This window comes from Microvirga sp. jy35 (genome assembly GCF_056148915.1).
Genome location: NZ_JBWBEW010000010.1, coordinates 21,748 through 36,444 on the forward strand (window position 1 = coordinate 21,748; position 14,697 = coordinate 36,444).

Annotated in this window: 10 protein-coding genes; 3 read left to right on the top strand and 7 right to left on the bottom strand. The window is 63.1% G+C overall.

Annotated elements, in window-relative coordinates:
• Nucleotides 1-4 precede the first annotated feature (4 nt).
• The 7 genes from AC0QTX_RS10160 to AC0QTX_RS10190 all read right to left on the bottom strand — a co-directional run bounded on the left by AC0QTX_RS10160 (nucleotide 5) and on the right by AC0QTX_RS10190 (nucleotide 11,472).
• Nucleotides 5-2,932: a TAT-variant-translocated molybdopterin oxidoreductase gene (locus tag AC0QTX_RS10160; RefSeq protein WP_474603719.1), complete on the bottom strand. Its 2,928-nt coding sequence runs from the start codon at nucleotides 2,930-2,932 to the stop codon at nucleotides 5-7.
• The gene (locus AC0QTX_RS10165) at nucleotides 2,920-3,570 is read right to left on the bottom strand and encodes a cytochrome C (protein WP_474603720.1); all 651 of its coding nucleotides are present in this window, start codon (nucleotides 3,568-3,570) and stop codon (nucleotides 2,920-2,922) included. The genes AC0QTX_RS10160 and AC0QTX_RS10165 overlap by 13 nt, the downstream gene beginning before the upstream one ends.
• 114 nt (nucleotides 3,571-3,684) lie before the next feature.
• Entirely contained in the window at nucleotides 3,685-4,500 is an 816-nt protein-coding gene (gene fdhD, locus AC0QTX_RS10170) for a formate dehydrogenase accessory sulfurtransferase FdhD (protein ID WP_474603721.1), read from the bottom strand.
• The gene (locus AC0QTX_RS10175) at nucleotides 4,497-6,809 is read right to left on the bottom strand and encodes an FdhF/YdeP family oxidoreductase (protein ID WP_474603722.1); all 2,313 of its coding nucleotides are present in this window, start codon (nucleotides 6,807-6,809) and stop codon (nucleotides 4,497-4,499) included. The genes fdhD and AC0QTX_RS10175 overlap by 4 nt, the downstream gene beginning before the upstream one ends.
• A 120-nt stretch (nucleotides 6,810-6,929) precedes the next feature.
• A complete protein-coding gene (locus AC0QTX_RS10180; RefSeq protein ID WP_474603723.1) occupies nucleotides 6,930-7,829 on the bottom strand; it encodes a DMT family transporter in 900 nt (299 codons plus the stop codon).
• A gap of 6 nt (nucleotides 7,830-7,835) precedes the next feature.
• Entirely contained in the window at nucleotides 7,836-10,229 is a 2,394-nt protein-coding gene (locus AC0QTX_RS10185; protein ID WP_474603724.1) for a PIG-L family deacetylase, read from the bottom strand.
• Nucleotides 10,219-11,472: an ROK family transcriptional regulator gene (locus tag AC0QTX_RS10190; protein ID WP_474603725.1), complete on the bottom strand. Its 1,254-nt coding sequence runs from the start codon at nucleotides 11,470-11,472 to the stop codon at nucleotides 10,219-10,221. Before AC0QTX_RS10190 ends, AC0QTX_RS10185 begins: the two co-directional genes overlap by 11 nt.
• Nucleotides 11,473-11,640: 168 nt before the next feature.
• Between AC0QTX_RS10190 and AC0QTX_RS10195 the strand changes: the two genes are divergently transcribed.
• From AC0QTX_RS10195 to AC0QTX_RS10205, 3 genes are read left to right on the top strand one after another with little or no spacing between them, the layout of a single operon-like run.
• Nucleotides 11,641-12,894: an extracellular solute-binding protein gene (locus AC0QTX_RS10195; RefSeq protein WP_474603726.1), complete on the top strand. Its 1,254-nt coding sequence runs from the start codon at nucleotides 11,641-11,643 to the stop codon at nucleotides 12,892-12,894.
• Nucleotides 12,895-12,919: 25 nt separating this feature from the next.
• Nucleotides 12,920-13,846 carry a carbohydrate ABC transporter permease gene (locus tag AC0QTX_RS10200; RefSeq protein WP_474603727.1) on the top strand — a complete coding sequence of 309 codons (927 nt, stop codon included), beginning with the start codon at nucleotides 12,920-12,922 and terminating at the stop codon, nucleotides 13,844-13,846.
• Nucleotides 13,846-14,697 (top strand): carbohydrate ABC transporter permease, encoded by an 852-nt coding sequence (locus AC0QTX_RS10205; RefSeq protein ID WP_474603728.1) that lies wholly within the window; start codon nucleotides 13,846-13,848, stop codon nucleotides 14,695-14,697. Before AC0QTX_RS10200 ends, AC0QTX_RS10205 begins: the two co-directional genes overlap by 1 nt.

The window sequence follows — 14,697 nt, forward strand, 5'->3', positions numbered from 1 at the left end:
TCGCCTATCCGTTCTCCCTCTTGTCTTCGATGCGCGCCAGATAGGTGGTGCGGGGCTTGGTGTTCAGCGATCCCAGCAGCGCATAGTTGCGCGGGCTCCGCTTAAGGCGGCTCACGGCGCTGTCAGGATCGTTGATGTCGCCGAACACGATGGCCTGCGTCGGGCAGGCCTGCTGGCAGGCCGTCATGACCTCGCCATCGTTCAGGGGCCGATCCTCGACGCGGGCATCGGCGCGCGCTGCCCCGATCCGCTGGACGCAGAAGGTGCATTTTTCCATCACGCCTCGATCGCGGACCGTTACATGAGGATTCATGGCCTCGAACGGGGCTGAGACGACGGTGCCCTGATAATCGAGGAAGTTGAAGCGTCGCACCTTGTATGGACAGTTGTTCGAGCAGGTTCGCGTGCCGACGCAGCGATTGTAGACCATGTCGTTGAGGCCCTCGGAGGAATGCACCGTCGCGTTCACCGGGCAGACGACCTCGCAGGGCGCCTTCTCGCAATGCATGCAGGGAACCGGCTGAAAATAGGTGTCGGGCGCCGCCGGATCACCGCCGTAATACCGGTCGACGCGGAGCCAGTGCATCTCGCGCCCTCTCGCCACTTCCTCAGGGCCGACAACGGCGATGTTGTTCTCAGCCTGACAGGCGATCACGCAGGCATTGCAGCCAATGCAGGCATCGAGATCGATGGCCATGCCCCAGGCATGTTCCTTGTAGGGCCATTCGGGATATATGGATGGATGCGCGGGCTCAGGAGGCACGGCCTCTCCGGGCCCTACCACGCGTACGATGTCCCGCCCCTGCAGTGAATGATGCTGCTGCGTGGAGATGACCGGGATCTTTTCTCCCACCCTCCGGATCTCTCCGGTGGCAGTCCATCGTGCATCGGAGGAACGGACGGAATATGCATTGAAGCCGATGCCGTTGCCGATCCTCCCGGCCGATTGACGGCCATAGCCGAGGGGCAGCGTTACGGCGCCGGGCGCGTGGCCGGGCTGGACCCAGACAGGCACCCTCACCGTATGCCCGCCTACGGACAGGTCGACGGCATCGCCCGATGCGAGCCCGAAGATCTCCGCGGTTTCCGGCGCGATCAGAGCGGCATTGCCCCAGACCTGCTTCGTCAGGGGCTTGGGCAGTTCCTGCAGCCAGCCGTTGTTGGCGTAGGTGCCGTCCCAGACCGACGGGTCAGGCGCGAACGAAACATCGATCCCCGTGGTCGACGCTTGCGCGGCGGGCTCCGGGCTGAAGTTCGCTTGGACAGCCGCATCAATGGCCGGAAGCGCCGAGCCCTCGACCACGCCATCCTCCAGGGACCGCAACCACCGCTCTTCGAAGGCATCGCCCCAGACTTCGCGCCACGTGGACTGGACAAGGCCTTGCCCGTCCGCGCTCTGTCCTGCCATGAGCCCAAGGAATTCCGCCGCGCTCAGTCCCGGCTTCAAGCGAAACGTCGTCGGCTGGCACAGTCCAACCGTTCCGTCGAACGCCCTGAGATCCCCCCAGCTTTCGAGCGGATGGCTTTCTGGCACATGCCAGGTGCAGACGGCAGCCGTTTCGTCCCGATACGGACCGAGATGCAGGGACAACGGCACGCGCCGTATGAGCACTGCAAGGTCGATATCCGCCGGCGCGGTATAGACGGGGTTGCCGCCGAGAACGATGAGACGCGAGACCTGCCCGGCGCGAATGGCTCCTGCCAGATCACCGAGTGTCCGAACCTCGCCGACGGTAGCGCGCACGGGTTGAATGACCCGGATCGTGGTGCCGAAGGCGCCGAGGCGCGCATTGATGGCCAACGCAAGCGCATGAACGCGGGCGGACTGTTCGCGTCCTGCCACAACAAGGCTGCGGGCTCCCGCGCGGCGTAGTTCATCGGCCAGTCGCGCAATGGCGGGATGGGAGCCGGACGGGGTTGCAGTACCGCTCTCGAGCGATGCCGCCAGCGCTTCGGCGAAGGTGTCAAAGTCCCGTGGACGGAGTGGGACCCGCTCGTCCGCACGGGCGCCGACGAGACTCGGACGCGTTTCGACAGCGAACAATCGGGGAAGCTCTCGGTCCTGTGCCCGCCGACGCGCCTGATAGTCGGCCGCGTAGCGAATATGACCGGGCTCCTCTGCAAAGAGATCGCCTCCCAGGGTCACGATGGCATCGGCCTGTGTCAGATCATGGACGACGTCCACGTCCTGCCCGAAGGCAGCCGTGGCGGCGGCTTGCCGATTGATGTCGTCGAGGGGTGAGAACACATGCCATTGCGCATGCGGAAACAGCTGACGCGCCTGCCCGACGAGCCGATGCAGGGTCGGTGAAGACGTGGGCGGCATCAGGACGTGAAGACCCCTGCCCTCGTCGACCACGAGTTCGTTGCGCACTGGGCGGATGAAGCTCGTAAGCTCCTCCCAGGACCTCCGCGCACCCCCCTGGAGCGGAGCGTCCGACCGGTCGGGATCGTAGAGCGAGAGGATTTCGGCCTGCGCGAACACGTCGGTCGCACCGAGGCTTGCGGGATGAAGCCGGTTTCCTTCGATCTTGATCGGCCGCCCCTCCTGAGCCTTGACGAGCACGCCCGTCCCATAGCCGTTCAGGGCCACAGAGGTGGCGATCGTCACCGGCATGCCCGGCACATAGCCCGGCATGTTGTGGCTCTGCGACAGGAGCGGTGCCTTTGCTCCCGCCTCGCCGCCGTTACAGGCCGCCAGCCCTCCAAGTGCCAGCGAGGCGCTCATCAGCCGGAGCAGGGTGCGGCGGTCGATCTGCGAAGCCTGCACGATGTCGGGGAACTCGGCCTCCACGTAGCGGCGCACGTCCGGCACGTCCGCGAGTTCCTCGAGACTGCGCCAGAGACGCGGCCCCTCCTCGGTTGCGAGTCGAGCCCTCAAGGCTTCGAGATCGATTGTCGTTCCCTCGCCCATCGAACCTACCGATGACATGTGTTGCAGCTGGTAAGACGCCGGGAGGCCTCCCGGTAGAACTCGCGGACATCCTCAGGCAACTCATCGCCATGAGGCTCATAACCCATGGCGAACACCGCCTCGCGGGGGCGAAGTTGCGGCACCGGATCGCGATGGCAGTCCAGGCACCAGCCCATGGAGAGGGTCTCGGTCTTCACTGTCTTGGGCATCTGATCCACCCGGCCATGGCAGGTTTCGCAGGCGACACCCTTCGTCACGTGAGCTGCGTGATGAAAGTACGCGTAATCCGGCAGGCGGTGCACCGAGGTCCACTGGATCGGTTGTCCAAGGGCAAAGCTCGAGTGGACGGGCTCAAGAACGCTCGCTCCCACCCAGACCTGGGAGTGGCAGGACATGCAGGTCTGGGCCGGCGGCATGCCCGCATCGGCTGCGCGCTCGACGGTCGAGTGGCAGTAGCGGCAATCGATGTCGAGCTGGCCCGTATGAAGATCATGCCGGAACGGGACTGGCTGGGGCGCGGGCTTGCCGATATTCCAGGTGCTGTCCGCACGGGCCCACAGATAAGCGGTTATGCCCGCCCCCACGAGTCCCAGGCCCGTAAGCACGATAACCACCCGGAACAGGGTGGTTGCTGCCGGTGTGAAAAGCTGCGCCATCGCCCGTGCCGCGCACCCTTTGTTGTGTCAGGCTCCGCGCCCGAGGAGAAGCTTCGCTGTGGGACAATCGGTTCGGCGCCCGATCGTTCCCCGCCCTTCAGCGCCGCTTTTCACTCAGGACCCGAGACGCTGGACGCGCTCGGGATGGGTGAAGACCTCGAAGGAATCCTCGCGCGCCACGGCCACCAGGGTAAGCCCGCAGCCATCCGCGACCCTGACGGCCAGGGCCGTAGGAGCGGAAATCGCAGCAATGATCGGGGCACCCATGCGGGCCGCCTTCTGCACCATTTCGACTGATACGCGGCTCGTCAGAAGCACCATGCTGGCGGAGCAGGATTCGTTGGCCTTCGCGAGGATTCCGGCAAGCTTGTCGAGGGCATTATGCCGTCCGACGTCCTCACGGATCGCGATCAAACCCGGTCCAGGGCGCCACAGAGCCGCGGCATGGATGGCCCTCGCCTCTCTGTTGAGCCGCTGCGCCCTCGACAGATCGGCCATGGCGGCCGCGATGGCCCCGGGAGGCAGTTGGAGAGTGCCGGCGACTCTCGGGGCTGGCCGCACCGCTTCCGCCAGAGAATCCACCCCACATAGTCCGCACCCGACCGGTCCTGCCATGGCACGCCGCCTGGTCCGATACGCTCCGCCACAGGTTTCCGAAAGCCACATCCTGACCTCGCAACCGAGGTCGTGTTCGACGATCTCCATGGAGGTCAGGTCAGCCGGCGTGGTGATAATCCCTTCGGACAGGCTGAAGCCGAGGGCGAAGTCCTCCAGATCCGCGGGACTGGCCATCATCACCGCATGAGTGGACCCATTATAAGTGAGGGCCACCGGCGTCTCTTCCGGCAGCACGCGCTCCCCGGCGGCAAACGCCCCCTTGTCGACGCTGGTCTGCGGCAGGCGGATGACCGGTTCCAGGTGAAGGCTCATTCCGCAGCCTCCGGCAGTTGCTTCTGCTGGAGCGCAATGCGGATCGGAATCGATTTCGCCGCCGGGACCTTGCTCTTGTCCGCATGGTGCCAGACCGGGATCAGGGGGTTGCACTCGGGATAGTAAGCCGCGCAGCATCCTTCGGGAATGTCGTACGGCGTGACCCGCAATCCGCCCACCTGCCGCACGACGCCGTCGTCGACGGCAGTGGTGAGAGTGACCGTGTCTCCCTCTTGGAGGCTCAGTCGGGCGATGTCGTTGCGGTTCATGAAGAGCACCATGCGGGTGCCCCTGACGCCCCTGAACCGGTCGTAGTAGCCATAGACCGTGGTATTGAACTGGTCGTTGGAGCGCACTGTCATGAGCTTGAAGATGTCGCGATCAGTCTCGGCGATTCCGAGATCGGCCTCGAGGCTCTGCGGAACGGTGAAGTTGGCCTTGCCCGTCTTGGTTTTCCAGCGACGTTCACGCGCTGCTATGGGGCGGTGGAAGCCGCCCGGCTTCCACATGCGCTCGTTGAAGGCGCGGAAATCCTCGGGATAGGTTTCCTCGATGGCATCCCGGACGCGGGCATAATCCGCAACCCATTCGTCCCACGGCACATTGGGATTGAGCGGAAGGGTTGCCTTCGCGAGTTCGGCCACGATCCGCGGCTCGGACAGGAGATCCGGACTCGCAGGCTTCGCAATGCCCTTGGAGCCATGGATGCAGGCGGTCGAGTCCTCAACCGCCACGGCCTGAGGTCCTGTCGCCTGTTCGTCGATTTCGATCCGCCCGAGACAGGGAAGGATATAGGTGACTTCGCCTGGAATGAGGTGATTGCGATTGAGCTTCGTGGAGATCTGCACCGACAGGCGGATGCGGGGCCAGGCCTCCTCCAGGGCGGCCGTCTCAGGAGCGGCGCGCACGAAATTCCCGCCGAGGGCGACGAACGCCTTCACCTCACCTTTGATGATCCCTTCGCAGACTTCCACCGTGGTCATGCCCTTCCAGCGCGGCGGCTCGAAACCATACTGCTCTTTGAGCTTGTCGAGAGGCACGAGTTCAGGCTTCTCCGCGATGCCTACCGTTCGCTGTCCCTGAACATTGGAATGGCCGCGCACCGGGCAGATGCCGGCGCCAGGCTTGCCGATATTCCCGCGCAAGAGCAGCAGATTCACGAGCATCTGCACGTTCTCGACACCTGCCTTGTGCTGAGTGAGTCCCATGCCATAGATGCCGATGACGGCATTCGCCCGAGCGTAGGCCGTAGCCGCCGCCTCTAGGGTCGAGCGGGAGAGGCCGGAGCGTCGTTCCAGCTCAGGCCACCGAGCCTGGCGGGCGGCCTGCGCGAACTCCTCGAAGCCGTGGGTGTGCTCGGCGATGAAGGCATGGTCGAGGATTGGCCTTCCTCCCATGGCCCGTGCCTTATCGTCGGTCTCGATCAGGATCTTGGCCATCCCCATGAGAGCCGCGACGTCGCCGCCGATCTTCACCTGATGATACTGCGACGAAATGCGGGTCTCAGACCCGGTCAGCATCTCTGTGGGAGCCTGCGGATTGGTGAATCGCTCAAGGCCGCGTTCCTTGAGGGGATTGAAGGTGATGATGGGTACGCCGCGCTTGGACGCCTCCTGCAGCGGATGCAGCATGCGCGGGCTGTTGGTTCCGACATTCTGTCCGAAGAACAGGATGCAGTCGGTCAGTTCGAAATCGTCGAGGATCACCGTGCCGACAGGAACGCCGATACTCTCCGGCAGCGCCACGGAGGTGCTCTCGTGGCACATGTTGGAGGAATCCGGCAGGTTGTTGGTGCCATAGAGCCGGGCGAAGAGCGCCCACATGTAGGATGTCTCGAGCGACGCACGGCCGGAGGCGTAGAGCACCACCTGACGTGGATCGAAGCCCTTCAGCTCCTGGCCGATCTCCTTGAAAGCCTCGTCCCAGCTGACCGGGACGTAAGTATCGGACTCATTGTCATACCGCATCGGGTGGGTCAGACGACCGGCTTCCTCGAGGTCGTGATCCGACCACGTCCGCAGTTCGGCTAGGGTGTGCTTGCTGAAGAATTCGGGCGTCACCCTCTTTGTGGTGAGTTCCCAGGCGGTGGCCTTGGCGCCGTTCTCGCAATATTCGAAGGGATGCGGGTCGGCGGGCTTCGCCCAGGCACAGCTCACGCAGGCATAACCGTCAGGCTTGTTCTGCTTGAGCAGAATGGCGTTGCCGCTGACGAGGCGCCCTTCCTTTGCCAGGATGCTTTCGACGGAACGGACGGATCCCCATCCACCCGCAGGACCGGGATATGGCTTGATCTTCGGCTCATCGCTCATCTGGGGCGGCCTCCCGCTTGACGCCGTTCATCTGCGGCGTTCGACCAGCCTATGTAAATGATCGGAAGACATGGCCCTTCAAGTAGGCTCGCCTCCATCAGAGGCGGCATTTGCAGGATACTAGGAAGCTCGCCGGCCCTCGAACCAACGCTCGACAGGCGTAACCAGCACGGTGGTCAGGATGACCACTCCGGCACCGATGCACAGCGACAGAGTGGGGATCTCCTCAAAGAAAAGCCAGCCTGTCAGACCGGAGAAGAGGATCCACAGGTATCCGATCGGAGCGAGCAACTTGGCTTCCTGCTTCTGGTAGGCTCTGAGCCAGCAATATTGGCCGAGCTGCGCCAAGACACCGATGAGGACGACGGTTGGCGCCCCGGCCCAGGGAACCGGAACCCAGACGATGGCAGCAGGGATCGCAGTCAGGAAAGTGAGCCCAACCGTGTAGAACAGCATCAGCACGATGGTGCTCTCACCGGCAAGACGTCTGGTCTGCACCACTGCCATGGAACCGAAGATCACGGATCCGAACGCGGCGAGCAATCCCGCATTCCATGCAATGGAGTCCGGCCGCACCATGATCAGGACGCCGACGAAACCCACACCCGCCAGGACAAAGCGGGTCCTGCTCACTTTTTCCCCGAGCAAAACGACCGCCATAACCATCAGCACGAGAGGCCGGGTGAAGCCGATGGCGGTGACCAACGCGAGCGGAAGAGCCGCGAAGGCCGCAAAGTTGAGGGTGAGTGCCGCCGAATTGAACCCGACCCGTACCAGATGGTCGCGGAGATTCGACAGATTTGTCAGTTCAGCGCGGTGACGCCAGACAAGCGGCGCCACCGTCAGGAGTCCCACAAGAGACCGAAGGAAAACAAGCTGGACGGCCGGATAGGTTTCACCTTGGATCTTGACGATGGCCTGCATCGTCGTGACCAGCGCCATATCGAGCAGCAGCCATCCTGCGCTGTGCCAGAGCGGGACGGCCGGTTCCTGCGAGGCGCTGCCCACGTCAGCTGTCATGCTGTTCTAGGCGTGCTGAACCAGGTTCGCGAGAAGCCGGAAGGCCCCGGGAACGAGTTTGTCCAGTTGCTGATGCAACACGAGGGACACATGGGTGTGGCGTCCCCGTCCGATGCGGGCTGAAACCAGAGAACCCCTGAGAGGCCTCTCGCCAGGGTCACTCAGGGAAAGCAGCTCCTCATAAGCCAGATCATAGTCGGACGCGAAATATAGCCCTCTCTCCTTGTCCCAACCCTGCCAGTCTGCCGCAGCGATACGGTTTGGGTAGGTGAGCAGCGGGCTAGCGGGCTGCAGAACGGTTACCGGAGCCGAAGGATCGGTTACGCGCCACCGCAGCGACGGCGACCCGATGGCAAGCCTGCGTGGCGGCGTGTGATCGGGATCCCAGGCATCGGTCGGACGATGATAGAGCGTCACCAGATGACCCCCATCGTCCACGAACCGGTGCAACCGTGTCGTGGCAGCCTGCAGGTCCCGCCTCAGTCCGAACGCAAAGATGCCGACGAGAATCGTCGTGTACTCAGATAGGGATCCGGCTTTCAGCTCGGCTTCGCCGAGTTCCACTACATCCAGACCAAGGCGGCGCATATGGGCACCCACATTGTCGCTGCCGCCCCCGATATAGCCGATCCGTGCGTTTTCCGGCAGTGCAACGTCGACGGTCAGGATCTTGATCTCAGCCGGCGTGACGAAGGAGGTTGGCCGTATATGTGCGTATGCAACGGGCTGGACCTGGCTTGCCGGTCTCCCATCCACAATCGGGATGAGCGTTGAGACACCCGCGCTGGCCTGCTGTGGCGGATCGACGATCCAATCGGCGTCACTCTTTCGAACGGCCCAGCCGGCCGGTACCTGCCACTCGCCGGGCTCAGCCCCTATAGCTTTGACTCGTATGCCGGACGGCTCGTCGCCGGTCTTGAGGACGACCGTGGCGGGATCGATCACCAAGGACTGCGAGGGGCCGATCCTCAAGGACACCTCGGGATCGACGTCAACGTGAATGGTTCGCCCTTCCACCTGAGCCGACACGATGACACAGCCATCACCGTTACCGCCCATAGAGTCGTAAGCCTCAGGATAGTTGCCCGTATGAGACGCCGATGCCGGGATCAGAACGGCATATTCCGAACGCCCCGCCCCACTCGCCGTCTCCATCGCCTCGACACCGATCGGGAGCCGGGGCACGACCGCAACATCTTCAAGTCCTGGCGCGTCAACGTGAATGTCCAGAGCCACCTTCGCTCCCGGATGACACCCGCCCCTGAAACCTGCACGCACATTTGCATGCAGCTCGAACAGAACGGCATCGATCTCCCGCAGCTTGCGATCGAGGCGATGCCTCATGCGGTCAGACTGCTCCTGACCCATGGTCTTCCCAGCCTCTTCGATCAGACGCGCTGCCTGCCCGAGTTCCCGGCCAATTCTCCCGCGGTTCGGGAACGCCGCAAGTGCCGTGTCGAGATGCTCCTGTGCTCCCCGCAGGGCTGTGACCGCAGCCCCTGCCAAGTCCGACGAAGCAGCAAGGCTGGCCAGATTGGCAGGCAGGTGATCGCGGATGTCGCCTTCCGGCCCGGCTGGACCGCCGGCGCGAAGCTTGAGGTGGAGACTCCACCGATCGATGGGATTGTCGCGCCAAACACCCATCCCTTGCGACGCATGTGCCGCGCGTGACCACTCGCCGAGCTGACGATACGCCAGACCCGTGACCTCATCACGGCCGGCAACCTGGAGGCTGAGCGTCTCCGGCGGCGGAGGCGCTTCGTCGTCATAGGCATAGCCGGCCCCCGACCATGCAGGGAGGTAGAACTTCGAAACCTGCCAGGGCTGGAGGTCCAGCTCCGCATGTTCCGGAAATGCGGCGCGATCGGCGGCCATGACGAACGCCTTTTCGGCGGCTCGTGTCATCGCACGGTGATGGCCGTGCTGTCCTGGCACATCCAGGAAAGTCGGGATGACGATGTCGGGCCGATACTTGCGATAAGCGCGGACAAGGCGCTCGACAATGCGTTCCTCGCCCCATCGCCTGAGCGTATCATCCCCATTCTTGGAGAAGCCGAAATCGTGGACCGGATCCTCGGGCCCGTGCCCGAGCCAAGCTACGTCGACATTGATGCGCCGTGCGGCTTCCTCCATCTCGGCTGTCCGGAGAACGCCCAGCAAGCCGCCGCGCTCCGGGCCGAGGGCATTCTGGCCGCCCTCACCCCGGGTGGAGCAGGCGACGACGACGCGCATGCCATAGCCGAAGCGCAGGGCCGCCAGCATGCCGTTGATTTCATCGTCGGGATGGGCCCCTGTGTTCATGACGGTCAGCACGGATTGCAGCCGGCTCAGCGCACGATGCAGGCGAACGAGCGCCGGCTGATGGATGGCGCGAGAAAGACGGCTGTGGTCATCCAGCAAGGGAGATCTCCTCGTTCTGTCGTTCACGTCGGGCCGCATGAGCCGTGTCGAGACGTGGGGTCATCGTCTCGAGGAGCGGCAGGGCAGCAGCGCCCAGGGCTGCAGTAAACCGTCCTGTCCGCCCATGAATCAGGCGCGCTTCGCTCCGATTCCGACGGTGGGCCACGGACAGGGGGAGCGGCTGCATGGCCTGTGTCAGGTCCTCCAGCAGGCCCGGCGGGAGAGCGCCTCCGATCACGATGGCTTCCGGATCAAAGAGGTTTTCGAGCATGGCGATCTGAGGCGCGAGATAGTCGGCTGCCTCCTGGACCCACGCCGTGACGACCGGATGCCTCTCACGGTGCAGCCGTTCCAAGTGTGCATAATCGGCCCCCCGGACCCCCGCCGCGGCGAGGCGCTCGGTCAAAGCCTGGATGGAGGCATAGGCCTCGAGGCAGCCGTGCTGGCCGCAGGAGCAGAGGCGCCCGCTTTTCTCCACGAGCACGTGTCCGATCTCGCCGGCATTGCCATTGGCCCCACGATACGGGCGCCCGTCGATCATGACTCCCAGACCAAGGCCCTGACCGAAATAGATGAGACAGAAGTTCCTCAGCTCCTTGGCCGCACCATGAAGACGCTCGCCCACGGCCGCTGCCGTGGCGTCGTTCTCAAGGGTGATGGGAACATCGAGCATCTGCCCGATGCCGGCGACTGCGTCGAAGTCGAGCCAGCCCGACAGAGTCGTGGGTCCGACAGACGTCATACCTTCGACATTGAAGGGACCGGGCATCACGACGCCGACGCCGAGGAGCTGAGGTGCAGGCGACTTCAGTTGCGCCTGTGCGGCCGCGATCTCCGCCTTGATGACCGGGAGCACCGTCCCGGGATCGTTCCGCTGGATGGGAACACTGCGCTGCGCACGGACAAGGCCCCCCATGTCGACAAGAAGAGTGGAGACATGATCGGCCGCAATCTCGATGCCGGCGGTCATGCCGCCGTTCGGATTGACTGCGAACTGAATCGGCGGCAGCCCGCGCCCGGCCCTGAGCCGTCCGGTCTTGATGAGAAGCCCGTCCGTGACCAGTTCATCGACGATATTCGAAACAGCCTGTGTGCTCAGATGGGCGTGGCGCGAGATCTCCATGCGCCCGACCGGTCCCAGTTGACGAACGACGTCCAGCACCACACGGCGGTTATGGGAGCGGTTCCGCTCCGGATTGCTTCCGATCGTCGATCGCGCCCCGGTTTTGGATTTTCTCGGCATCTCCACCACTCCACCGCACAACGATGGCGTGAGACAATGAATAACTCAAGTGAATTATCTTATTGACAGGTCATTCACTCTAAGGGAGCCTTGCACTCGGAACGGTCCTCCAGAAGGCCGCGACCAGAGAAGCGTGGGCGCTCGGCGCCTGAGATCATGGAGAGGGATATGCGTTTTCGTCATATGCTTGCGAGCGTCGCCCTGGGCTTCGCCACTCTAGCCACTACCGGAGCCAAGGCGGTCGAGATCGAATACTGGCAGTACGTGTTCGACACGCGCGTGAAGGCCATGAACCAGCTGATCGCCAAGTTCCAGGAGGCGAACCCAGACATCAAGGTCAAGCAGACGACCTTCCCCTACGCCGACTACCAGACGAAGGTTGCCGCCGCGATCCTTGCGGGTCAGGGCCCCGACGTGGTGCAGCTCTTCTACGGCTGGACCGACAATTTCATTGCCGGCAAGATGATCCGCCCGCTCCGCGCGGAAGCGTTCCCGGGCGCCGACATCGAACGTGACTTCTTCCCGATCGTGAGCGCGATGAAGCGCGGGAACGAGTATTACGGCCTGCCGACCGCCGTGCGCTCCCTGGCGCTGTTCTACAACAAGAAGGCCTTCAAGGATGCGGGTCTTGATCCGAATAATCCGCCGAAGACCATCGATGAGCTGGTCGCCGCCGCGGAAAAGACCACCAAGCGCGACAGCAGCGGCAACATCATTTCCGCCGGCATGACCCTCGATATGGGCGGGCAGGATCACCAATGGTGGCGCGAAGTCCTGATCCGTCAGTTCGGTGGCGTCCCCTACACCGAAAACGATACAAAGGTGTCCTACAACGACGAGGCAGGTCTGAAGGCGCTGACCTTCTACACGGATCTGCAGAAGAAGCATAAGGTCGGCCAGGCGGGCTTCATGGACGAAGGGCAGGCTGCCTTCCGTGCGGGCCTTGCCGCCATGACCATCGACGGCACCTTCCGTCTCGGCTCCTTCGGCACGATCAAGGCCTTCGAATGGGGCGTGACGGAGCTCCCGGCCAATGCGCAAGGCGTGCGCAGCAATTACGCCAGCTACTTCGCCAATGCGATCACCACCAAGGCCGAGGGCGAGAAGCTGGCGGCTGCCGAGAAGTTTCTGAAGTACGTCTCCTCGCCCGAGGCCATGAAGGTCTGGATGGAAGTCGTCGGCGAATTGCCGGCGCGCCGCACAGCCGCCCTGACTCCTGAGAACATCGCTCATCCGATCTATGGACCGTTCCTGAAGGGTCTGGAATACGCCCATACCACCCTCTTCAAGGACGAGGCAGCCCAGCGCCAGGTTGCCATCGACATGGCCAACCGCGTTCTGATCGGCAACGAGGATCCCAAAACCTCGCTCGCCAAGGCGGCGGAAGCCGAGCAGGCCATCCTCGACCGCGCAAAGCGCTGAGCCAAGCTCCGCGGGGACGAAGCACATGTCCGTTGCTGCAGATCGTGAGGTCGCCTCCGGCGGCCTCTGGTTGAGGATGAGCCTCGGCCAGAAACGGCTGATATGGGCCTGGGGCTTCCTCGCGGTTCCCCTCCTCTTCTACATCGTCATCCGGTTCTGGCCGACCTTCCAGGCCTTCTACCTGTCCGTGACGGATTGGACGATCACACGACCAGCCTCCTATGTGGGGCTGGAGAACTACCAGAGGCTCTATGCGGACCCGCTCTTCTGGCAGGTATTCCGCAACACCTTCATGTACCTGATCATCGGCACGCCGATCAGCCTGCTGATCTCGTTCGTGGTCGCCTATTATCTCGACCGTGTGCGCTTCATGCACTCGTTCATCCGCGCATTGTACTTCCTCCCGTTTCTCACCACGGCGGCCGCGATGGCTTGGGTCTGGCGCTGGTTCTATCAGCCCGTTCCCATCGGCGTGATCAACGATATCCTCTCGAGCTTCGGAATACCCCAGCAGCCGTTCCTCCGCTCGACCACGCAGGCGCTGCCGGCCGTGCTGGCGCCGGCCATCTGGGCAGGGCTCGGCTTCCAGATCATCATCTTCCTCGCGGGCCTCCGCGCAATTCCGGTCACGTACTACGAAGCGGCCCGTATCGACGGCCTGTCGGAAGGTGCGATCCTGCGCAAGATCACGATCCCTCTGCTCAAACCCACCTTGGTCTTCCTCGTCGTGTTCTCGTCGATCGGCTTCCTGCGCATCTTCGATCAGGTCTATAACATCAACACGAACGATCCGGGCGGTCCGCTGAATTCCACCAAGCCTCTCGTGCTGATGATCTATCAGACTGCCTTCAGCTCCTACGAGATGGGATATGCGGCAGCCCAGACCGTCGTGCTGTTCCTGATCCTGCTCATGATCTCCGTTGTCCAGTTGCGCCTCATGAGGGACCGTTGATGAAAGACGCCTCCGCCTCTCGGGCACTTCCCATGTCACGCGTCAGACCCGGCAGGATCATCGCCTGGACGCTGCTTTTCATCGGTGGCGTCATCATGGTGACGCCCCTGCTCTTCATGCTCTCCACGTCCCTCAAGGATGCCTCTCAGGTCTACGATCTGCGCATCGTTCCGCAGGCGCCGACCCTCGACAACTACGTCGAGATCCTGAGCGACGGCCGCTTCACCCGCTGGTTCATCAACTCGATGATCGTGGCGATCATCGTCACCCTCTCCAATGTGTTCTTCGACAGCCTCGTCGGCTACACCTTGGCGAAGTTCCGGTTCCGGGGCCGGTACATCGTGTTCATCGCAATCCTGTCCACCCTCATGATCCCGACCGAGATGCTGGTTCTGCCCTGGTATCTGATGGCAAGCCAGTTCGGCTGGATCGACAGCTACTGGGGCATCATGTTCCCGGGTATGATGACGGCATTCGGCACGTTCCTGATGAAACAGTTCTTCGAGGGTGTGCCGGACGACTTCCTCGAAGCTGCACGCATTGATGGGCTGAACGAATTCACCATCTGGTGGAAGATCGCCATGCCACTGGTCACTCCTGCCCTGTCGGCGCTCGCGATCTTCACCTTCCTGGGCAACTGGACCGCGTTCTTCTGGCCGCTCATCGTGACCACCAGCGCCGAGCTCTACACCCTGCCCGTGGGCCTTTCGAGCTTCGCCGTTGAGCAGTCGATCCAGTGGGAAAAGATCATGACGGGTGCGAGCATCGCGACCCTTCCCACTCTCATCTTCTTCCTGTTCCTCCAGCGCTACATCGTCCGGGGCGTGATGCTCGCCGGACTTAAAGGCTAA